This window comes from Chryseotalea sp. WA131a, from assembly GCA_025370075.1.
Lineage (GTDB): Bacteria > Bacteroidota > Bacteroidia > Cytophagales > Cyclobacteriaceae > ELB16-189.
Window position 1 is genome coordinate 3,831,332 of sequence record CP073016.1, and the last position, 19,931, is coordinate 3,851,262.

Below are 19,931 nucleotides of genomic sequence, written 5' to 3' on the forward strand. Positions count from 1 at the left end.
GGCATTGAAATTGTCAAAGACGTTAACAACTCATTAACATCTAAACACCATGTTTTAGGCCTTTTTTAACAGCTTAATTGGTTTTTAAGTGCGATGTTTGTAGAGTTCGAAACAAGGTTTTAAGTTTACACTAAATTAAACGACTATGAAAAAATTATTTGCTGTAGTTCTTTTTGCGGTATTGATTGGCAAAGGCTATGCACAAGAATTGAGTGGAGCTATACCACTTAATAAAAATGAAGTAAAGGTAGAGTACGCCACCGTTAATTGGGAAGCTACTCAATTTGATTTTGGAAAGGTAAAGCAGAATGTGCCGGTAACGCATGAATTCAAATTTACCAACACCAGCAAAGTCCCATTCATCATTGCCAACGCACAACCATCATGTGGTTGCACTGCCCCTGATTGGACCAAAACACCTGTCCCTCCTGGAGATTCTGGGTTTGTGAAAGCAACTTTCAATGCTGCTTCGCCTGGGCCATTCAATAAAACCATTACCGTTACTAGCAATGTGGAAGGCGGAATTATTCTTCTTACAATTAAGGGAGAAGTAGTAGTTGCTCAGTAATTTTCAGAAAAGTATTTTACAAAGGGTTGCAAGTCGGCAGCCCTTTTTTATTTGGTTGAAATGAATGCCCACTCCTCTTTCAGTTCTTCTCGGTCAATCGGAACTACACCCACATGCTGACACACCAACCCACCTCCTAAATTTGAGAGTTCTGCAATCTCTGTTGGGCTTAGCTTAAGTGCCAAGCACAAAGCGGCAATACTCACTACCGTATCACCTGCACCAGAAACATCGGCTATTTCCCGTTCATGCGCAGCAACCTTTATTTTTTGGTGATGTAAATCAATATACACTCCATGCTCTGATAAAGTGAGCATCACGCCATCAGCCTTTAGCTTCTCCTTTAAAAGTGAAACTGCTTTTTCAACTTGTGCTTGATTACTTGCTCCTACCTCAATTTTTAATCCTTCGCGCAGTTCTTTTAGGTTGGGTTTGAAAAGTGTTACTCCATAGTAGGAAAGAAAATTTCTTTTCTTCGGATCCACCACCGTGGGAATGTTCAACTGTTTTGTAAGGGCAACTGTCTTTTCAATAATAGTGGAAGTAATTGCTCCCTTATCGTAATCTTCGAAAATCACCACCTGGCATTGAGGCAATAGCTTCTCTATTTTAGAAAGAAGATTCTTTTGCTCTTCTTCGCTCGCTACTCGGTCGGTTTCTTCATCTACGCGCACTACATGTTGATGACTGGCAATGATGCGCGTTTTCACCGTGGTGGGTCGTGTGTTGCTTACCACTATTCCTTCACTGCTGATTTTTCCTTCTGACAAGCGCTGAGATAGTTTTTTTCCATCTTCATCGTTGCCCACCAAAGCACATAAAATGGGCTTCGCGCCCAGTGCCGCAATATTTAATGCTACGTTGGCCGCACCGCCCAAGCGAAAATCTTTTTTCTTTACGTTCACAATCGGCACAGGCGCTTCAGGCGAAATTCGCTCCACAGCCCCCCAGATGTAGCTGTCCAGCATGACATCGCCAATGATGAGAGCAGTAACTTTCGAGAAGGATTCGATTATTTGATTGGGTTCTTTCATTGCAAAAATAAAGTAGGCAGTGGGCAGTATGCAGTTGACAAGTTTTGACTGCAGACTGCATACTGGTGACTGCAAACTTTTTTTAGTATCATAAGAATTATTTTAGAACAGCCAACGCTTCCTTCATTCGCTTCATTGCTTCTACCAACTCCTTCTCAGAAGCAGCGTAAGAAAGGCGGACACAATTTTCGTCACCAAACGCCCCACCCGGAACTAGCGATACCCAACCTTTTTCTAGCATGTAAAAACAAAAGTCATCACCATTCTTAATTACTCGGTCACCGTCTTTTTTTCCATAGTAATAGCTCACATCGGGGAAAAAGTAAAATGCCCCCGTTGGGTAGTTGGCCTTTACGCCAGGGATTTCCTTTAACAGATTATAAACGATATCTCTGCGTTTGTGATATTCTTCCACCATCATTTTGGTCGGTGCTAAATCTCCAGTAATGGCAGCGAGTGCACCCCGCTGTGAGATAGAGCAATTCGCAGAAGTAATTTGACCTTGCACTTTGTTGCAGCCATCGGCCACCCATTTTGGTGCACCGATATAACCTACGCGCCAGCCGGTCATGGCAAAACCTTTGGCGAATCCATTAACCGTTATCGTACGGTCAAACATCCCCGCAAGGGAAGCCATACTGGTTTGGTCGCCTGTGAAATTGATGTGTTCGTAAATCTCATCGGCAATCACCAATAGGTTGGGGTGCTTCAACACCACAGCAGCTATGGATTCTAATTCCTTTTTCGAAAATACAGAACCCGTGGGGTTGCATGGTGAAGAAAAAATAATCGCTTTTGTTTTTGGAGTGATTGCATTTTCTACTTGCGCAGCTGTTACTTTAAAATCATTTTCAATACCGCCTTTTACCAACACTGGAGTGGCTTCTGCCAAACGCACCAGTGCATCATAGCTTACCCAATAAGGGGCGAACACAATTACTTCATCGCCTGGATTGAGTAGTGCCAACATCACATTGGCAATCGATTGCTTTGCGCCATTGGATACCACTATGTTTTCGGCTTTGTAGGGCACGTTGTTTTCTTTCACGTACTTTGCGGCCAATGCTTCACGCAAATCTTGATAGCCAGCTACGGGCGGATAGGAGAAATACTTACCATCATCGATGGCTTTTTTGGCAGCATCGCAAATGTGTTGAGGTGTTTTAAAATCGGGTTCACCCAAACTAAGGTTGATGACATCGATGCCTTTGTTTTTAAATTCCCGTGCTTTGGCCGCCATGGCCAAGGTAGCAGATTCTTCGATTGCGTTGATGCGGTTGGAGAGATTGTTCATGTTTAGGTATAAATTATTACTTCCTCGTTTTCCTTAAAATCTAAATCACTCGTAATCAAAGGCAAACTTAAATAACGAGCCGTGGCTAAAACAATAGTATCTGGTAATTTTAGTTTAGTGGATTTGCGTAGTTGTATGACTTCCTTCTTAATTTCTTCATTGATGTCGATCACTATGCATTCTTGAACGAATCTATTTATTTCAGTTTGTTGTTTTTGAGTGATGCCTCTAAACCCTAGTAACTCCAATTGGGAAATAAAGGATAGGTACAATTTCTTTTGATTTAGCAGTTCTGCTAAAACTTTATCTCCTCCCAATAAGTACAAAACGATATTCGTATCAAGAAGTATGCTATTCCCATTCATTTCTCAACTCTTTTTGAATGGTAAGGGCATCATAGGATAATTTTATCACCCCACAATATTTGGTTGTGTCCACACCTTTACGGTTAATTGCTTGATTAAATTTTCTTGAAATATTCTTTTTTGAAGATTTCTTTTTAAGAATCGTTGACATAAACTGATAATTAGCTGATAAAGATAGAGAATTAATTAAATAAAGTCCTCGCAGTAATACTCCTCCCCAACGTAATCTCATCGGCATATTCCAAATCGCCACCCATGGGCACACCGCGTGCGATGGAAGTAACCTTCACTGGAAAGGCTTGAAGTTTTCTATTCAGATAAAAGCTGGTGGTGTCTCCTTCCATAGTGGGGTTGAGTGCCAAAATCACTTCCTTTATTTCTGGGTTTTTGCTGATTCGCTGCACCAACGATTCGATTTGTAAATCACCTGGCCCCACACCGTGCATGGGCGAAATGGCCCCCCCTAACACATGGTAAACACCAATAAACTGAGAGGTGTTTTCGATGGCCATCACATCCTTACTTTCCTCTACCACACAGACCAAACTCTTATCGCGCCTGTGGCTCGTGCAAATAGAGCATTGGTCGCTATCCGAAATATTGAAACAAGTCTGACAGTATTTGATGTTTTTACGGAGTTTGTTCAAAGCCTCCGTTAGAGCGAAGGTTTGGTTTTCATTCTCCTTCACCAGATGCAGCACCAGTCGCAAGGCCGTTTTTTTTCCAATGCCGGGCAGCTTGGACACTTCATTGACAGCTTCTTCGATTAGTTTAGATGGGTACTCCATTTACGTTGACAGTTGACAATTGATAACTTGAGACACTTATTTTGTCAAATGTGAATCGAGTTATACAATCTTTGCATCGATGCCCGCTTCGCAGATTCCTTCTCGTTGTGGTTTCAATTCCTCCCAGCTTCCGGTTTTTACCGTGCACTTACCCTTGTAATGAATGAGCCAGGTGCATTGTTCAGCCTGCTCGGGCGAGTGCTTGCACACGCGAATGAGCGTGGCAATCACATGATCGAACGTGTTGAAGTCATCGTTGTACACCACCAAGTCGCGGACATCGGTTATTTCGGTGGCTTCTAATAAATCGGTAAGTTCTTTTTCTTGAATAGAAGTCATGGCGATTGTTGACCATGCAAAAATAAGAAAAGATTTGGGTAATTTTTTTGGCCAATTCCGAGAAGAAAATGTTTATTGCCTAAACTTATAGATATGGGTCATCATTCGGATTTTATTCAAAACGAAATTCAAAGCTTGGATAGTGAAATCGAAAAAGCGAGAAGGATGATGCCGCTATTAGAAAAAGAAGAAAACCTGATTAACAAAAAGAACTATCACGTAGTTAAGGTCAAACTAGCTAACTGGATGGAGAAGAGAGATTTCTTAGTTCAAATGCTAGTCAAACGACTCAAGAGACGATAGTGCTAAGTTTTAAAACGAACAGTACTTTTTTATTTCAAAAACTAAACCGTAGTTTTCCATCTAATTGAAATAGCAATGTCAGCAACCTTGGTCTCTTCCATCTTAATAGTTTATTTTTTGGTACTCATTACCATTTCTTATTTTACTTCCAAAGGAGCCGATAGCAATACATTCTTTACGGCCAACCGCCAATCTCCATGGTACTTAGTAGCATTTGGCATGATTGGCTCTTCGCTCTCCGGTGTAACATTTGTTTCCGTGCCAGGGAATGTGGGCAAAATTGGCTTCGCATATTTTCAATTAGTATTGGGATATTTGCTTGGCTATTGGGTAATTATTGGTGTATTAATGCCGTTGTATTACCGCTTGAATGTCATCAGTATCTATACCTATCTAGAGCAGCGCTTTGATACCATCTCGTACAAGACAGGTGCCTTTTTCTTTTTGGTGTCGCGCACCATTGGCTCTTCGCTGAGATTGTTTTTAGCGGCCACCGTACTTCAGCTTTTTTTGTTCGATGCATGGGGTGTACCCTTTTGGGTAACGGTGGCCACCACCATTGCCTTGATATGGGTATACACGTTTAAGGGCGGTGTAAAAACCATTGTGTGGACAGATTCGTTTCAAACATTGTTTTTAGTGACAGCCGTGGCCGTAACGGTTTGGCAAATTGCCGATAAACTTAATTTTTCGTTTGGCGATATGGTGGCAGCCATTCAAGACAATGGTTACGCGCGCATTTTTCATTTTGACGATGCCAATTCCACTTTATTTTTCCCCAAGCAATTTTTCGGAGGCGCATTCATCGCCATCACCATGACGGGCATGGACCAAGAAATTATGCAGAAGAATCTCACCTGCAAAAATATTGGTGAAGCTCAAAAAAATATGTTTTGGTTCAGTCTTACATTAGTGATTGTAAATTTACTTTTCCTCACGCTTGGGGCTCTTCTCTACATTTACAGCAAGCAGAAGGGTATCGACATTCCTGCCGCTTCCGATGAGTTGTATCCGCGATTGGCATTTAATGAGCTAGGTCCGTTTGTAGGAATTTTATTTTTATTAGGCATTACAGCGTCATCCTATGCAAGTGCAGATTCTGCCTTGGCGGGATTGACCACTTCTTTTTGCATCGACTTTTTGAAATTCAAAAACAAAACTGAAGCTGTTAAGCAAAAGCAAAAATTTGTCGTTCACATTGGCTTTTCCGTTTTGTTCTTACTCATCATTTTGATATTTAAGGAAGTCAACGAAAAATCGGTCATCGATGCGGTGCTCAACGTGGCAGGCTATACGTATGGGCCACTGCTGGGTTTGTTTTCGTTTGGCCTATTTACCAAGCTGCAAGTAAGGGCTAAGTTAGTGCCGGTAGTATGTGTGTTGGCATCGATGTTGTCTTATTTCATCAGCAGCAACTCAGAGAAATGGTTGGATGGCTATAAAATCGGGTTTGAGATTCTAATTATCAACGGTCTACTTACCGTGATGGGCTTGTTTCTAATCTCCGACTTTCAAAAAAAGAAATAAATACACAAGCGTTATCAACTGCTTTTTCATTTTGCCGATTGTTATTGTTTGATGAACGTAAACTCTTGATTGGGGGTACCTTTCTTCATATTGATTTTGTACCACTTCGGTGGTGTGGGTAGTGGGCTGGGTGATGGTAAACGACCTATCAGCATGTGAACCAGTACAGAAAAAGCAAGGAGTGATTTCGCAACAACCAATTTTGATTGTCCTTATCCAAATTTGATTGTCCTTATCCAAAGAACTGTGCCATCGATCTTTACAGTTTTTCCGATAATGGGATAACTTAACCTTTTTGAACCTTTGTCACGTTAATAATTGTCGATACAATTATTGTAGTTAACTTGTGCAACTATGCCACTAGAGCAAGATATCCGTCAAGAAAAATTTGCGAGCGAGTTTCAAAAGATGGCAGTCAATATCATGTTCACCAGCAGTTGGTTAAACAGCGGTAACATTGCCCGCTTTAGGCCGCATGGCATTACACCTGAGCAATTTAATGTGCTCAGAATTTTGCGTGGAAGCCATCCACATAAAATGAGGTTGGCAGATGTTACATCACGAATGATTGATAAAAGTAGTAATTGCACACGCTTAGTGGAGAAACTCAGGCAAAAAGGTTTGGTGACCCGAGAGATTTGCGAAGGCAACCGAAGACAGGTAGATATTGGTATTACCGATAATGGCCTACTACTTTTGAAGAAAATAGATGCTCAAACTGCGAGCTGGGTTACACAGTTAAAGAATGTTACGCAGGTTGAGGCCAAAGAAATAAATCGATTGTTAGACAAATTGCGAGGTGGATAGCTTTTTACAATTGCCTGTTTTTGGGTATTGTTTAAGTTTGCAAAATTCGATTCCTTTTGTGGAGCCTACCATTTTGATGTAGCTGAAAATACTGATTTGTATGCTGGAGTGATGTTTGCTTATAACTTTATTTCTTACAGCGATTCTGATAATTCATTCTTGAATTCAATTACAGATTCTGAATTGACTTTCCACTAGAAAGGTTGATGAATTTAGTGATTGACTTAATGTAAGCTTTACTGAAAAAGAGCTACTTTTTTATCTCTCTTCCTGATCAGGCAAAATTTCAATATCTCGAATCAATACTTTTTTTGAAATCGCTTTGCCTGTTTTGGTGGCGGCCAATCCGCCCAGAGCAGTCTCTTTATAACGTGTTTCCATGCTTGCACCAATTTCACCCATGGCTTCGATTACTTCGTCAACTGGAATTATGCTGCTCACATCGGCCAATGCAATTTGAGCGGAACTGTTGGCTATCGCTGCTGCACTGGCATTGCGCACAATGCACGGCACTTCAACCAAACCCGCTACGGGGTCGCACACCAAACCTAACATACATTGAATGGTGATGGCTACGGCATTAAAAATTTGATCGGTAGAGCCATCCAAGCAATACACAATCGCACCAGCCCCCATCGCAGCAGCTGTTCCTGTTTCTGCCTGGCAACCGCCCACCGCGCCTGCAATAGATGCTTTTTGTTCGATAATCAACGCAATGCCAGCCGCCAGTAACATCGCATCTAGAATTTTTTCATCATCGATTCCGTGAATTTCTTGTAGCGTAAATAGCACCCCTGGCATAATGCCGCTTGCCCCAGCCGTAGGCGCAGCCACCACACGCCCCATGCACGAGTTTACTTCTTTGGCCGCGAGTGCCCGAGAAATTAATTTTTGAAATTCTTTCGAGAGTACTGCTTTTGGAAAGCGATATACTTTTTTTGCACCATTATTTACCATACCCGAGCGCGAGGTCATGTCCTCTTCCAGCCCTGTCCGCACTGCATCTTTCATTACACTCCATGCCTTGGCCAAGCCTTGCCTGATTTGCTCCCGGCTTCTGCCTTTTTGTTCGCCTTCGTATTCAACAACGGCATCGGTAAGCGAGAGCTTTGTTTGCTCACAGTATGATCTCCATTCTTCAAAAGATTCAAATAGTAGTGCCATGACTTTCTAAATTGCCTAACAAGTTACGAATTATACCGAAATCGAATTTCAACTTTCGTGTTTGAAGTGGTTTCTCTACCTTACCTCCCCTAAAATTTAAATAAATGAAGAAACTTGTTGTACTCATTTTTCTGCTTGCAAATGTTTTAGCACATGCCCAAACCAATGACAAAAGTTTAATCAAAGAAATTTATGATGCTGCACTTCAAAACGGAAAGTCGTATCCGATGCTTCACGATTTATGTACCAAAGTCGGTCATCGATTGTCGGGCTCACCGGGCGCTGCGGCTGCCGTAGAGTGGGGGCGGCACACGATGGACGATTATGGTTTTGACTCGGTGTGGCTGCAACCCGTGATGGTGCCCCATTGGGTGCGTGGACAACAAGAAGTGGGAAGGATCATTAATTCAAAAAAAATAGGAAGCAAAGATGTGACTATACTATCTCTTGGAGGATCTATCGGAACGGGGCCCACGGGGTTGACTGCCAATATTATTGAGGTAAAAAGTTTTGATGAGTTGAAACAACTTGGTCAGAAAGGTATTCAAGGTAAAATTGTGTTTTTCAACCGTCCGCTTGACCCCACTAAATTAAATGCATTTGCAGCATACGGTGGCGCAGTGGATCAGCGGGCCAATGGTGCCAGTGAATCAGCTAAGTTAGGAGCGTTGGCCGTTATTGTTCGTTCGATGGGTTTTCCGAATGAATCGTATGCTCACACCGGTGGAGTTCGATATGCTCCGCTTATTAAACAAATTCCGGCTGTAGCCATCAGTACGCAGCATGCCGATTTGCTCAGCAAACTTTTAAAAGATGATCGCGATCTGCAGTTTTATCTAGAAACACATTGCGAAACGTTGGAAGAGGCACCTTCCTTTAATGTGATTGGCGAAATAAGAGGGGGCGAATACAAAGACGAAATTATTTTGGTGAGTGGCCACTTGGATAGTTGGGATGTGGGCCAAGGTGCTCATGATGATGGTGCAGGTTGCGTGCAGGCCATCGAAGTATTACGTTTGTTTAAAGAGATGGGCTACAAACCAAAACACACTATTCGGGCCGTGTTGTACATGAATGAAGAAAACGGATTGCGCGGAGGACAGAAGTATGCAGAAGTAGCCAAGGCGAAAAATGAAAATCATATTTTAGCGATTGAGTCCGACCGTGGAGGTTTTGCACCACGGGGTTTTACGATGACGGCTACTGAAAACATTAAATCAAAAATCAGAGGTTGGAAGCCTTTACTAGAGCCCTACGATCTGTGGGATTTTTCGCAAGAAGGCGGTGGGGCAGACATTGGCCCACTCGGTCCACTTGGTACTGCTTTGATTGGTTACTTGCCTGATTCGCAGCGTTACTTTAGCGTTCACCATACACAAGAAGATACAATCGATAAAGTAGACAAGCGAGAGTTAGAGTTAGGCTCTGCTTCAATGGCCGCATTGGTATTTTTGGTTGACCGATATGGGTTGAAATAGAACTGTTTAGAATTCTACCGCACCCAAAAATTCGGCTTCCTCTAAAATGTAAACCATCTTATCTGGATTTTGATTGTTCAAGACAAGCTTGCCTTTAATTTCCACTGGTTTGTCTGTGTACGTAACAGCACTTTTCAAAAAAACTTCAATGACCGTTTCGGGGCCACCCACTCCACAGAAAAAACAGGCATTGAGCGGAAGTGATGACAAAATAAAATGATTGCCCTTCATACCATTTTCAAATGGCACCATGTAACCTGGCAGTACGATTACTTTGTTTGACACTGCCAGTACGTCTTTGGTGAAGATGGGCTTATCGTGCTCATTATTTTTTTGATAGGTGATATTGTAAAGTTTTGGCCAAACTAAAGAGGGCAAGCCTTTGTATGTAATTTTTTGCGCGGAGGCCGTTGCGCTTATCATAAACAATAAAACGTAAACACTAAGTTTCATCATTTTTTATTGGGTAGTTCCAAAATAAAAGTTGTTCCTTTTCCATACTCTGACTCAACAGAAATACTTCCGCCTAGCGTGATGGCAGATTCTTTTGCGATGTAAAGTCCAAGCCCCGATCCATAGGATTTACTGTTTCCGCGAAAGAACATATCAAAAATTTTCTCTTTCATTTCAGGTTGAATTCCTTCGCCATTATCTGCTACTACTAATTTTAATTTATTGTTATCAGTGGAAATAGATACATTTAGGCAAGGTGTTTGTTCGGATATTCTTTTTTGAAACTTAATGGCATTTGAAAACAGATTGCTCAAAATGATTTTAAATCGAGAGGGGTCGGTGTTAATGATTTTCCCGTTGATAGAACCAAGATCCATTTTCATGCGTTGAAAATTTTCCATGTATTGCAAACTTTCTAGCACTTCAAGGCAGGTTGCCCCCACGTCAACTTGCACCTCTTGGTTGGGTAGTCTTTTGTTTCGTGAATAGTCCAAAATCTCTTTGATGAAAAGATCAAGCTTTGAAACACTTTGACCTATTCTTTCAATGTACTCTTGTTTCGCTTCTGGAGAAGTATCAAGCTTGCTAATGTTAACCAGACCTTGAATGGATTTAAGGGGAGCACTCAAATCGTGCGAAACACTGTAGGCAAATCGATCAAGCTCTTGGTTGGTCTTTTGAAGCTCTTGAAATTGGACTTGCAATTTATCTTCCGTATAACGTAAATCAGAAATTACTCTGCCTGTAATTGCAACAAAAACGGCAAGCAAGACTTTACCTAAGAAAATGTTAAAAATAGAATCAACGTTGTACCATGTGAAAAAAGAATCGGGAAGGTTAAGGGCGGGAATAATATAGGTGATGATGAATACGAAAAGGTTACAGAAGAGGGCTTCGCCAAACCCAACCCGTATGGCAATGAATAGCCCGCCCAATCCATATAAAAACCAATATTTTTCGATTGGAATGGTAAACGAAGCAAAAAAAAGTGCCACATAAATTAGAATCGGTTCAACCCGTTTGTAATTATATTGGGGCGGAGGCAATTCATTAGTGGGCGGATTGATCAGAAGTTTCCCCTTTTGCATGAAGCTGAGTAAATGAAAACAGGATGGGTGCACAAATGCTGAGGTTTGCGGTAAACTCACCAAGCCAATTTCTCATGAACTGATTCCAAAACTCGGATGCCGGTTGCTTACCAAGAGTGGTGAGTATCACCTGTAGCACCAATATATCTGTCAATATGGGAATCAAGATCCCTAACAAAATGAATGAAACAAATTGCTTGGTATCAGGCAGCCAATATTTGCCTTTGGCCCAATGAGTAAAAAGCAACCATGAAACGGCCGCAAAGGCGACTTCGTTAAGAGGGTATATAAACCAATCGACCCAATTTTCGATACCCCAAAAAGGTGTTAGTATGGCGGAGCTCAAGTACAAACTTGGCAATGTCCTTTTTAGCCCCCACCAGTTTACCAAAATGAGCGCAATGGCGGTGGGCATGTAAAATGAACCAAACCCCGTATCAATTGGAAAATTCAATGATATCAGAATTCCGCAAAAAAAAATCGGAAAAGGCATCACCCAGGTAAACCAAGGAAGTTTCTCCACTTTGACATTTTTTGATAGCTCCGATTGCATTGCCAATTGAAAACGAAATATATCAAAAACAAAATGATGCTATCGTAAATATTTTCAAATTGTTGAGAGTTTAATAGCAGTCACAGATATCTTTTTAACCCAGATTATGTATTAGGAAATTTCATTACCCTGTAAATTGATGAAAATGAGCGCCTGGCATCAAGTTTTATTCCAAACCTAATGCATAGCATTAGAACTTAAATCATTGATTCTCTTGGAGAAAAAAGTTATCATCATAGTCTAATGTACAATTTGGGTTTAAACAAAAAGACTTGATAACTAGTCAGGCCTTTTTCGTTCTGTTTTGAAATAGTTTAGATCAATCGTCTACTTTGGCATACTCCTCAATCGGCAAGCAAGAGCAAACTAAGTTTCGGTCGCCATACGCATTGTCTACTCGACTCACGCTTGGCCAAAACTTTGCTTCCTTCACAAACGGAAGTGGATACGCTGCTTTTTGTCTGGAGTAAGGCCGAGTCCATTCATCTGCGGTGATAACAGAAGCGGTATGCGGAGCATGCTTCAATACATTGTTTTCTTTATCAAACTTGCCCTCTTCTATTTCCCGAATTTCATTTCTGATTTCAATGAGTGCTTCTACAAAGCGATCAATTTCTTGCTTGGGTTCGCTCTCGGTCGGCTCGATCATGATCGTGCCCGCCACAGGGAAAGAAACAGTCGGAGCATGAAATCCATAATCCATCAACCGCTTTGCGATGTCTTCTACTTCCACGCCAACTTTTTTGAAATCGCGGCAATCGACAATCATCTCGTGTGCTGCGCGGCCATTTGTGCCCGTGTACAAAATTTTGTAGTGACCGTTCAATCTTTCTTTAATGTAGTTCGCATTTAAGATTGCCAACTTAGTTGCATTGGTCAATCCTTCACCACCCATCATCGCGATATACGCATACGAGATCGCCAAAATGCTGGCGCTGCCCCACGGTGCTGCTGACACTGCAGAGATTGCTTCAGTACCACCTGTTTTTACGACTGCATGACCAGGCAAAAACGGTTTCAATTTATCGTTCACACAAATCGGGCCCATGCCTGGGCCACCGCCACCGTGTGGAATGCAAAATGTTTTGTGCAAGTTTAAGTGACACACATCGGCACCGATGTTGGCGGGCGATGTCAAACCTACTTGTGCATTCATGTTTGCGCCATCCATGTACACCAAGCCACCGTTATTGTGAATAATTTCACAGATGTCGGTGATGGCCTCTTCAAACACACCATGTGTGGATGGATAGGTGACCATTAAGCAAGACAGGCGGCCTTTGTATTGTTCCGCTTTTGCTTTCAAATCAGCCACGTCCACTTTTCCTTCTTCGTCTGATTTGGTTACAATTACTTCCATGCCTGCCATTACAGCGCTGGCCGGATTGGTGCCATGCGCAGATGATGGAATGAGTGCAATGTTACGATGATGGTCGCCACGGTTTTGATGATAGGCACGAATCACCAGCAAGCCAGCGTACTCACCTTGTGCACCACTATTGGGCTGCAACGATACACCTGTGAAGCCCGTAATTTCTTTCAACCAATTTTCTAAGTTGGTGATCATTTCGGCATAGCCTTCGGTTTGGTTGCTTGGCGCGAAAGGATGAATTTGTCCGAGTTCAGGCCACGTAACTGGAATCATTTCGGTGGTGGCATTTAATTTCATGGTACAAGAGCCTAACGAAATCATGGAGTGCACCATCGACAAATCTTTGTTCTCTAATTTTTTGAGGTAGCGAAGCATTTCGTGCTCGCTGTGGTGAGAGTTGAAAACAGGGTGGGTTAAAAAGGAAGTACTTCTCCTTAGTGATGCTGACCAATCAATCCCAAGCTTTCCTTCTTGAAGTTTTAAATTAACTGAATTCTTTCCGATAGACTCCGTCAAAATAGCGAGAATATTTTTCAGGCTCGCTAGGGAAGTCGTTTCGTCCAAAGAAATACCGATTGTTCCATCTGAAAAGTAACGGAAGTTAACACCGTGTTCCTCCGCGATTGACCTTACTTTATTTGAGTCAATCCCTGAAATTTTCAAGGTGTCAAAATAGTTCTTATTCAACTGCTTGAAACCTAATGCCTCAATGCCCGATGCCACTAACTTCGTCAATCCATGTATCCTCCCTGCAATTTTTTTCAACCCCTCCGGTCCATGATACACAGCATACATACCCGCCATAACCGATAACAAAACCTGAGCAGTACAAATATTGGAAGTAGCTTTTTCTCTGCGGATGTGTTGCTCGCGTGTTTGCAAGGCCATCCGGTAACCGGGGTTGCCTTGCGCATCTTGCGAGATGCCAATAATGCGGCCCGGCATTTGTCTTTTAAACTCATCTTTGGTAGCAAAGAACGCAGCATGCGGCCCACCAAAGCCCATGGGCACACCAAATCGTTGAGAAGAACCCACCACCACATCAGCGCCCATTTCGCCAGGCGATTTCATCAACACCAAACTCATCAAGTCGGCACCCATTACAACAAAAACTTCTTTTTCGTGAGCCGATTCGATAAACGCGCTATAATCCTTTATCTCACCGTTGTTGTTGGGGTTTTGAATATAAACTGCAAACAAATTGGCATCAGTAATGTCCAATTTCGATACATCGCCCTCTACCAATTCAACGCCAATGGGAGCCGAACGTGTTTTCAACAAATCGATTACCTGCGGAAAGGTATTTTCATCCACAAAAAATTTATGTGAATTTTTCTTGGAAGATTTTTTGGAAGCATGCAACAAGTGCAAGGCTTCTGCGGCAGCGGTGGCTTCGTCCAATAGCGAGGCATTGGCAATTTCCATTCCCGTCAGGTCAATGATCATGGTTTGATAGTTGATCAACGCTTCCATACGCCCTTGCGCAATCTCTGCTTGGTAAGGAGTGTAGGCCGTGTACCATCCTGGGTTTTCTAAAATATTGCGAAGGATAACGGTTGGCGTAATGCAATTATAATAGCCCGTGCCGATGTAAGACTTGTAGATTTTATTTTTCGATACGGTTTTTTTGAAGTTATTCAAAAACTCATACTCCGATTGTGCGGCAGGCAAGTTCAAAGGTTTTTTCAACCTAATATTGCTGGGCACTGTTTGGTCAATCAGTTCATCCACTGATTTTGCTTTTACCACTTTTAGCATCTCTGCAATTTGCTTTGCATCGGGTGCGTTGTGGCGGCTTTCAAATTTTTCGGAGTAGGTGGGATTTATATTATTCATCGATGTGCTTTTATGAAGCATTAACAAACTATTTAATTCAAAGTTCAAGATTCAAAATGGACTGATCCAATCTTGAACCTTGAATTTTTAATCTTGCATTCTAAAATCGTTCAAACTGAGAGAAGAAGAAGTTGCCTTCAATCTCTGCATTGGTATCTGAATCAGAGCCGTGTATGGCATTGGCATCAATGGATTTGGCAAACAACGCGCGAATAGTGCCTGGTGCGGCCTTCTTTGGGTCTGTAGCTCCAATCAAGGCTCTAAAGTCTTCCACTGCGTTATCTTTTTCCAAAATCATGGGCACAATAGGGCCAGATGACATATAGCTCACCAATTCGCCATAAAAAGGGCGGGCTTTGTGGATTTCATAAAACTTGCCGGCCAGTTCGCTGCTCAACCGTGTTTTCTTCATCGCAACAATGCGAAAGCCTGCTTCTTCGATCATTTTTGTAATTGCGCCAATGTTGCCAGCCGTGGTTGCATCTGGCTTTAACATGGTAAACGTTCTATTTCCTGCCATTTTGTGTGTTTTTAGTAGTTTTTAGCTTAAATAATTTGGCCGCAAAAGTATCAAAAGAACCCATATCAATGAAGCCTCAATCCCAAATCATTGATTATTTTTGCGCCCTTATTCATGACAAATCTCCCCGCGCTTAAATCTTTATTGGAAACTCCGCAAACTGTGGTAATTGTTACCCACTTTAAACCGGATGCCGATGCCCTTGGGTCATCGCTAGGCTTGGCGGGTTTTTTGGTAAAAAAGGGTCATCAGGTTTCCGTTATCTCGCCCAGCGATTATCCGGATTTTTTGGATTGGATGCCGGGCAAAGAAATGGTGACGGCCTTATCAAAAGAATCGAAACGAGGCGAGAAAAAAGCCGCTGAATTGATTGAAAAAGCAACGCTTATTTTTTGTTTGGATTTTTCGAGCTTGAAACGCATTAACGAAGTCGGGCCAATGGTGGAAAAATCATTGGCCGTAAAGGTGATGATCGATCACCACCTAGAGCCAGAGGATTTTACTGTATTCAAAAAATGGAAAGTCTCTGCAGCTTCCACCGCTCAGTTGATTTTTGAACTGATCGAGGAGTTGGGTGAAAAGGAATTCATCGATGAAAAAATTGCCAACTGTTTGTATGCTGGCTTGATGACCGACACCGGTGGATTTCGGCATAACAATACCACACACAAGGAATTTGAAGTGGCGGCAGAACTCGTGAGCCGCGGTGCAAACCCCAGTGAAGTGGCCAAACAAATTTATGATACCAATTCATTGGTGCGCCTACGCCTTACGGGATATGCACTCAGCGAAAAATTAGTAGTGCTGCCCGAGTTTAGAACGGCCTATATGATGCTTAGCCAACAAGAGCTTAGAAAATTTGGCTCTCAAACGGGTGATACAGAAGGGCTAGTGAATTATGGTCTCTCTATAAAAGGTATCAAGATGGCCGTACTGATGTACGACCGTGGCGAAGAAATAAAACTATCGTTTCGGTCGTTAGCAGATTTTGATGTAAATGCATTGGCACGCAAACATTTTGAAGGTGGAGGCCATAAAAATGCCTCTGGTGGCCAATCTAAATTGAGTTTAGACGATACATTAAAGAAATTTTTGTCAATTTTGCCAGAATATAAAAACAAATTAAACCAAGATTAACGACTACCTGATGAAAAATTACCTTGTTGCCTCCCTATTGATTTTAACAGTATTGGCTTCCTGCACCAACTCTAAAGAAACCATGTCAGGATTTAAATATACGTTGCTGCGCGAAGGTAAAGGAGCAAAGGTAGATTCAGGAAAATATGCAGTAGTGTCATTTTATTTTAAAGATGGCAAAGACTCCATTTGGAACGACACGCGCAAAACTGGTTACCCGGGTGTGATATTGATAGGTGGTGATGCTTTTATAAAAGGCGATGCAGTAATGGAAGTGTTAAAAAAATTGACCAAGGGAGATAGTGTAACTTTCAATGTAAAGGCCAAAACCCTCTTTCAAAATACTTTTCGCCAAAACATACCGTTTGGCATCGACACTGCTCAACTCTTCACCTTCAACATAGGCGTGCAGGACATTATTGATGAAGAAGGAAAAAACAAACTGCAACAGGATTTGATAGCAAAGGAAAACGCCAAAATGTTGAAAGATCAACAGGAACAGTTTGCGAAAGACACGGTCTTGATTGATGATTATTTGAAATCAAAAAATGTAAGTGCTCTTAAGACAGCATCTGGGCTTCGCTACGTGATTACTCAAGAAGGCAAAGGCGAGAATGCAAAAGCTGGCCAAAAAGTACAGGTAAACTATTGCGGATATTTATTGAATGGTAAGTATTTTGATTGTAGCACAGAAGCTGCCGCAAAAGAGCATGGTGTTTTTTCGGAAGGAAGAAAGCCTTATTTGCCGCTGGATGGACAACAGCAATTGATTCCGGGTATGGAAGAAGCCATCCGGTTGATGAACAAAGGGGCAAAAATCACGGTATATATTCCTTCAACGCTTGCTTATGGAAATCAAAGAAGAAGTGCCGACATTATTGAAAACTCAATTTTAGTATTTGATATGGAAATGTTGGATATTGAAAAAACAAAATGATTATGGTAAGAAAACAATGGTTTTTAATTTTTTTGATTGGAGTTTTATTTTCGTGCACAACGGATGTGCCGCCAGGCCCAAGTTTTGATGAGCAGCTAGAAAAAGACATTGCAACCATTGACGATTACTTGGCAAAGAATGGGATTAATGCAATTAAAGACACTACTGGAGTTAGATATGTAATCAATTCTGTAGGCTCTGGAGAAGTGCCTAGTGCTACAAGCATAATTTATGTTAGCATAAAAGAAACCGTTATGAGCACGGGCAAAGTATATCGTGATTTTAAAGATCAGTATGGACGCGGCCAATTGGGAGATCCCAATTCAGTTTTCCCAGCCTTTCAAATCGTGTTGCCAAAAGTTAAGAAAGGCAGTGATGTTACCATTTATTCTCCTTCTGGCTATGCCTATGGAGGGTCAAGTTCATCGGACGGTAACTTGCCAGCAAACGCCAACATTATTTTTAATGTAAAACTGCTAGATGAACCGACACAGTTTAAAATTGACACAACAGCTATTCAAGCATATATCACTACAAAAGGAATTACGGGGGTTACAAAGGATCCTAGTGGCTTGAGATATGTAATCACTTCTCTGGGAACGGGAGCAAAACCTTTGGCCTCCAGCAGAATTAGTTTTAATTATATAGGCAAATTACTTACAACCGAGGCTATTTTTGATCAATCTGCAAGTACAGCATCCGCACCATTAAATTCATTGATTCAAGGTTTTCAGATTGGGATGCAACAATTGCCTACTGGAAGCAAGGCGGTGTTTTATATTCCATCATCGTTAGGTTATGGACCTTCGGGTGATAGTAGAGGTGTAATTCCAAGCAACTCCAATCTTATCTTTGAAGTAGAATTGGTATCGGTAAATTAAATTTTTACCAAATGAAGACGGTCGCATTTTTTTTGATCGGTCTTGTGGTAGCAACTGGCTGCCAAAAAGAAGTTGCCATTGTTCCCTATCAAGAGCAACTTGAAAATGATGTAGCGACCATCGACAGCTATCTAAATGCCCAAGGAATTTCGGCCGAGAAAGATTCTACCGGAAACTTACGTTTTGTAGTAACCCTTCCGACCAATGGACGAAAGCCCGTTTTGGTTGACTCTATTCGGGTTAACTATTCTTACTCTGTTTTGAAGAATAATACGCTTTCGGCAACCACTACATCCGCTGCTCCTATCTCGTTTTTATTGGAAAGTCTAATTCAAGGATGGAAAAAAATCATTCCTTTGGTGGGGGAGGGCAGTAAGGTAACCATTTATGTTCCGTCTGGACTCGCGTATGGTGCCTTCCAACAAGGCAGAATTCCACCCAACTCAAATCTTGTTTTTGATGTAGAGTTGGTTAAAGTCATTCCAGAATTTTCGCGCCAACTGAATAAGGACATTGCCTTAATCGATACGCTTTTAAAAAAACAAAATATTGCCAATCAAAAAGATTTATCTGGCGTTCGATATATTATTTTAAACACAGGTGCGGGCGCGGTGACTAGCTTGTCAGACACTGTTAGCATTACCTATACCGGGAGATTTTTGTCCGATAACACCTTATTTGATCAAGCGACCACTCCTAAAAAATACTTGTTGAGCAAAACCATCCGCTCATGGCAGATAGGCATTTTGCAACTGCAAAAGGGAGGAAGTGTTCGTGTTTACTCCCCTTCCGGATTGGCATTTGGTGCATACGGAACAACCAAAACTCAAGTGCCAGTTCCACCATCTACGAATGTTATCTACGACATTCAGTTGGTTGACATAAAAAAGAATTGATTGTGGAATATTGTTTCGCCACCAACAATCAGCATAAAATACAAGAAGTAAAAGAGCTGGTAGGTTCGTCCATTTCCATTCTTTCCTTGCAAGATATCGGCTGCCATGAGGAATTGAAAGAAGAACATCCCACGATTGAGGGCAATTCATTACAGAAAGCCAGATATGTTTTTTCGCAGTATCACATTCCTTGTTTTGCAGATGATAGTGGGCTTGAGGTTGTGGCCCTGAATGGAGAGCCAGGTGTTCATTCTGCCTATTATAGTGGCAGCCGCGATTTCAATTCTAATATTGCGCTTGTCTTAAAAAAATTGCAAGGAAGAAGCAATCGCAAGGCACACTTCAAAACAGTTATTACACTTGTAGCGCCAGCCATTCAAAAGCAATTTGAAGGAATCTTGAAAGGTCAAATCCTAGTCGAGAAAAGAGGAGAGCAAGGCTTTGGCTACGACCCCATTTTTTTGCCTGATGGATATCAAAAAACATTGGCCGAAATATCGCTTACAGAGAAAAACAAAATCAGTCATCGCGCCCAAGCGGTTGATAAACTAATTATGTTTTTAAAGAGCAATTTTTCTTAGCTTTAAATTA

The 19,931-nt window shown here is 41.7% G+C and carries 23 protein-coding genes; 11 read left to right on the forward strand and 12 right to left on the reverse strand.

The genetic code is table 11. From position 1 onward, the window contains the following. The first annotated feature begins 145 nt into the window (after nucleotides 1-145). Nucleotides 146-568: a DUF1573 domain-containing protein gene (locus KA713_17580; GenBank protein ID UXE66243.1), complete on the forward strand. Its 423-nt coding sequence runs from the start codon at nucleotides 146-148 to the stop codon at nucleotides 566-568. Nucleotides 569-615: 47 nt separating this feature from the next. On the opposite strand, the gene KA713_17585 is transcribed toward KA713_17580, so the two are convergent. The 6 genes from KA713_17585 to KA713_17610 form a co-directional block, all read right to left on the reverse strand. Next, nucleotides 616-1,602 carry a D-glycero-beta-D-manno-heptose-7-phosphate kinase gene (locus KA713_17585; GenBank protein UXE66244.1) on the reverse strand — a complete coding sequence of 329 codons (987 nt, stop codon included), beginning with the start codon at nucleotides 1,600-1,602 and terminating at the stop codon, nucleotides 616-618. Nucleotides 1,603-1,699: 97 nt separating this feature from the next. Continuing rightward, nucleotides 1,700-2,896 (reverse strand): pyridoxal phosphate-dependent aminotransferase, encoded by a 1,197-nt coding sequence (locus KA713_17590; protein ID UXE66245.1) that lies wholly within the window; start codon nucleotides 2,894-2,896, stop codon nucleotides 1,700-1,702. Nucleotides 2,897-2,898: 2 nt separating this feature from the next. Then, a complete protein-coding gene (locus KA713_17595) occupies nucleotides 2,899-3,261 on the reverse strand; it encodes a type II toxin-antitoxin system VapC family toxin (protein UXE66246.1) in 363 nt (120 codons plus the stop codon). Continuing rightward, nucleotides 3,248-3,412 carry a hypothetical protein gene (locus KA713_17600; protein UXE66247.1) on the reverse strand — a complete coding sequence of 55 codons (165 nt, stop codon included), beginning with the start codon at nucleotides 3,410-3,412 and terminating at the stop codon, nucleotides 3,248-3,250. The genes KA713_17595 and KA713_17600 overlap by 14 nt, the downstream gene beginning before the upstream one ends. A 31-nt stretch (nucleotides 3,413-3,443) precedes the next feature. After that, nucleotides 3,444-4,049, reverse strand: a complete 606-nt coding sequence (recR, locus tag KA713_17605) for a recombination protein RecR (GenBank protein UXE66248.1) — start codon at nucleotides 4,047-4,049, stop codon at nucleotides 3,444-3,446. Between the two features lie 60 nt (nucleotides 4,050-4,109). After that, nucleotides 4,110-4,388, reverse strand: coding sequence for an ATP-dependent Clp protease adaptor ClpS (locus KA713_17610; protein ID UXE66249.1), 279 nt, complete (start codon nucleotides 4,386-4,388; stop codon nucleotides 4,110-4,112). A gap of 93 nt (nucleotides 4,389-4,481) precedes the next feature. On the opposite strand from KA713_17610, the gene KA713_17615 reads away from it, so the two are divergent. The 4 genes from KA713_17615 (at nucleotide 4,482) to KA713_17630 (ending at nucleotide 7,223) form a co-directional block, all read left to right on the forward strand. Further along, nucleotides 4,482-4,691: a hypothetical protein gene (locus KA713_17615; GenBank protein ID UXE66250.1), complete on the forward strand. Its 210-nt coding sequence runs from the start codon at nucleotides 4,482-4,484 to the stop codon at nucleotides 4,689-4,691. Nucleotides 4,692-4,766: 75 nt separating this feature from the next. Then, nucleotides 4,767-6,218, forward strand: coding sequence for a sodium:solute symporter (locus KA713_17620; protein ID UXE66251.1), 1,452 nt, complete (start codon nucleotides 4,767-4,769; stop codon nucleotides 6,216-6,218). Between the two features lie 354 nt (nucleotides 6,219-6,572). Next, entirely contained in the window at nucleotides 6,573-7,025 is a 453-nt protein-coding gene (locus KA713_17625; protein ID UXE66252.1) for a MarR family transcriptional regulator, read from the forward strand. A gap of 27 nt (nucleotides 7,026-7,052) precedes the next feature. Further along, on the forward strand, nucleotides 7,053-7,223 hold the full coding sequence (locus tag KA713_17630) for a hypothetical protein (GenBank protein ID UXE66253.1): 171 nt from the start codon (nucleotides 7,053-7,055) through the stop codon (nucleotides 7,221-7,223). Nucleotides 7,224-7,283: 60 nt separating this feature from the next. On the opposite strand, the gene sdaAA is transcribed toward KA713_17630, so the two are convergent. Further along, entirely contained in the window at nucleotides 7,284-8,189 is a 906-nt protein-coding gene (gene sdaAA / locus KA713_17635; GenBank protein UXE66254.1) for an L-serine ammonia-lyase, iron-sulfur-dependent, subunit alpha, read from the reverse strand. Between the two features lie 104 nt (nucleotides 8,190-8,293). Here sdaAA and KA713_17640 point away from each other — a divergent pair, with 104 nt between their 5' ends. Next, entirely contained in the window at nucleotides 8,294-9,667 is a 1,374-nt protein-coding gene (locus KA713_17640) for a M20/M25/M40 family metallo-hydrolase (GenBank protein UXE66255.1), read from the forward strand. A gap of 6 nt (nucleotides 9,668-9,673) precedes the next feature. Here the strand turns inward: KA713_17640 and KA713_17645 are convergent, their stop codons facing one another. The 5 genes from KA713_17645 to KA713_17665 form a co-directional block, all read right to left on the reverse strand. Further along, nucleotides 9,674-10,123, reverse strand: coding sequence for a hypothetical protein (locus KA713_17645; protein ID UXE66256.1), 450 nt, complete (start codon nucleotides 10,121-10,123; stop codon nucleotides 9,674-9,676). Next, a complete protein-coding gene (locus KA713_17650; GenBank protein UXE66257.1) occupies nucleotides 10,120-11,208 on the reverse strand; it encodes a HAMP domain-containing histidine kinase in 1,089 nt (362 codons plus the stop codon). The genes KA713_17645 and KA713_17650 overlap by 4 nt, the downstream gene beginning before the upstream one ends. Further along, nucleotides 11,171-11,731, reverse strand: a complete 561-nt coding sequence (locus KA713_17655) for a hypothetical protein (GenBank protein UXE66258.1) — start codon at nucleotides 11,729-11,731, stop codon at nucleotides 11,171-11,173. Before KA713_17655 ends, KA713_17650 begins: the two co-directional genes overlap by 38 nt. A gap of 349 nt (nucleotides 11,732-12,080) precedes the next feature. Next, nucleotides 12,081-14,969, reverse strand: coding sequence for an aminomethyl-transferring glycine dehydrogenase (gene gcvP / locus KA713_17660; GenBank protein ID UXE66259.1), 2,889 nt, complete (start codon nucleotides 14,967-14,969; stop codon nucleotides 12,081-12,083). Nucleotides 14,970-15,069: 100 nt separating this feature from the next. Continuing rightward, nucleotides 15,070-15,489, reverse strand: a complete 420-nt coding sequence (locus KA713_17665; GenBank protein ID UXE66260.1) for a nucleoside-diphosphate kinase — start codon at nucleotides 15,487-15,489, stop codon at nucleotides 15,070-15,072. Between the two features lie 114 nt (nucleotides 15,490-15,603). Here KA713_17665 and KA713_17670 point away from each other — a divergent pair, with 114 nt between their 5' ends. The 5 genes from KA713_17670 to rdgB are packed head-to-tail and all read left to right on the forward strand — an operon-like array spanning nucleotide 15,604 to nucleotide 19,921. Beyond that, a complete protein-coding gene (locus KA713_17670; protein UXE66261.1) occupies nucleotides 15,604-16,626 on the forward strand; it encodes a bifunctional oligoribonuclease/PAP phosphatase NrnA in 1,023 nt (340 codons plus the stop codon). Between the two features lie 10 nt (nucleotides 16,627-16,636). Then, the gene (locus tag KA713_17675; GenBank protein ID UXE66262.1) at nucleotides 16,637-17,563 is read left to right on the forward strand and encodes an FKBP-type peptidyl-prolyl cis-trans isomerase; all 927 of its coding nucleotides are present in this window, start codon (nucleotides 16,637-16,639) and stop codon (nucleotides 17,561-17,563) included. Between the two features lie 2 nt (nucleotides 17,564-17,565). Beyond that, nucleotides 17,566-18,444 carry an FKBP-type peptidyl-prolyl cis-trans isomerase gene (locus KA713_17680; GenBank protein UXE66263.1) on the forward strand — a complete coding sequence of 293 codons (879 nt, stop codon included), beginning with the start codon at nucleotides 17,566-17,568 and terminating at the stop codon, nucleotides 18,442-18,444. 11 nt (nucleotides 18,445-18,455) lie between these two features. Continuing rightward, nucleotides 18,456-19,340: an FKBP-type peptidyl-prolyl cis-trans isomerase gene (locus KA713_17685; protein ID UXE66264.1), complete on the forward strand. Its 885-nt coding sequence runs from the start codon at nucleotides 18,456-18,458 to the stop codon at nucleotides 19,338-19,340. A 2-nt stretch (nucleotides 19,341-19,342) separates the two neighbouring features. Next, complete coding sequence (gene rdgB, locus KA713_17690) at nucleotides 19,343-19,921, forward strand: RdgB/HAM1 family non-canonical purine NTP pyrophosphatase (protein ID UXE66265.1); 579 nt, start codon at nucleotides 19,343-19,345, stop codon at nucleotides 19,919-19,921. Nucleotides 19,922-19,931: the final 10 nt, after the last annotated feature.

Excerpts from the sequence above, each read along its gene's own strand:
- KA713_17580 (UXE66243.1), top strand. The coding sequence starts at position 146 with ATGAAAAAATTATTTGCTGTAGTTCTTTTTGCGGTATTGATTGGCAAA.
- KA713_17585 (UXE66244.1), bottom strand. The coding sequence starts at position 1,602 with ATGAAAGAACCCAATCAAATAATCGAATCCTTCTCGAAAGTTACTGCT.
- KA713_17590 (UXE66245.1), bottom strand. The coding sequence starts at position 2,896 with ATGAACAATCTCTCCAACCGCATCAACGCAATCGAAGAATCTGCTACC.
- KA713_17595 (UXE66246.1), bottom strand. The coding sequence starts at position 3,261 with ATGAATGGGAATAGCATACTTCTTGATACGAATATCGTTTTGTACTTA.
- KA713_17600 (UXE66247.1), bottom strand. The coding sequence starts at position 3,412 with ATGTCAACGATTCTTAAAAAGAAATCTTCAAAAAAGAATATTTCAAGA.
- recR (UXE66248.1), bottom strand. The coding sequence starts at position 4,049 with ATGGAGTACCCATCTAAACTAATCGAAGAAGCTGTCAATGAAGTGTCC.
- KA713_17610 (UXE66249.1), bottom strand. The coding sequence starts at position 4,388 with ATGACTTCTATTCAAGAAAAAGAACTTACCGATTTATTAGAAGCCACC.
- KA713_17615 (UXE66250.1), top strand. The coding sequence starts at position 4,482 with ATGGGTCATCATTCGGATTTTATTCAAAACGAAATTCAAAGCTTGGAT.
- KA713_17620 (UXE66251.1), top strand. The coding sequence starts at position 4,767 with ATGTCAGCAACCTTGGTCTCTTCCATCTTAATAGTTTATTTTTTGGTA.
- KA713_17625 (UXE66252.1), top strand. The coding sequence starts at position 6,573 with ATGCCACTAGAGCAAGATATCCGTCAAGAAAAATTTGCGAGCGAGTTT.
- sdaAA (UXE66254.1), bottom strand. The coding sequence starts at position 8,189 with ATGGCACTACTATTTGAATCTTTTGAAGAATGGAGATCATACTGTGAG.
- KA713_17640 (UXE66255.1), top strand. The coding sequence starts at position 8,294 with ATGAAGAAACTTGTTGTACTCATTTTTCTGCTTGCAAATGTTTTAGCA.
- KA713_17645 (UXE66256.1), bottom strand. The coding sequence starts at position 10,123 with ATGATGAAACTTAGTGTTTACGTTTTATTGTTTATGATAAGCGCAACG.
- KA713_17650 (UXE66257.1), bottom strand. The coding sequence starts at position 11,208 with ATGCAAAAGGGGAAACTTCTGATCAATCCGCCCACTAATGAATTGCCT.
- gcvP (UXE66259.1), bottom strand. The coding sequence starts at position 14,969 with ATGAATAATATAAATCCCACCTACTCCGAAAAATTTGAAAGCCGCCAC.
- KA713_17665 (UXE66260.1), bottom strand. The coding sequence starts at position 15,489 with ATGGCAGGAAATAGAACGTTTACCATGTTAAAGCCAGATGCAACCACG.
- KA713_17670 (UXE66261.1), top strand. The coding sequence starts at position 15,604 with ATGACAAATCTCCCCGCGCTTAAATCTTTATTGGAAACTCCGCAAACT.
- KA713_17675 (UXE66262.1), top strand. The coding sequence starts at position 16,637 with ATGAAAAATTACCTTGTTGCCTCCCTATTGATTTTAACAGTATTGGCT.
- KA713_17680 (UXE66263.1), top strand. The coding sequence starts at position 17,566 with ATGGTAAGAAAACAATGGTTTTTAATTTTTTTGATTGGAGTTTTATTT.
- KA713_17685 (UXE66264.1), top strand. The coding sequence starts at position 18,456 with ATGAAGACGGTCGCATTTTTTTTGATCGGTCTTGTGGTAGCAACTGGC.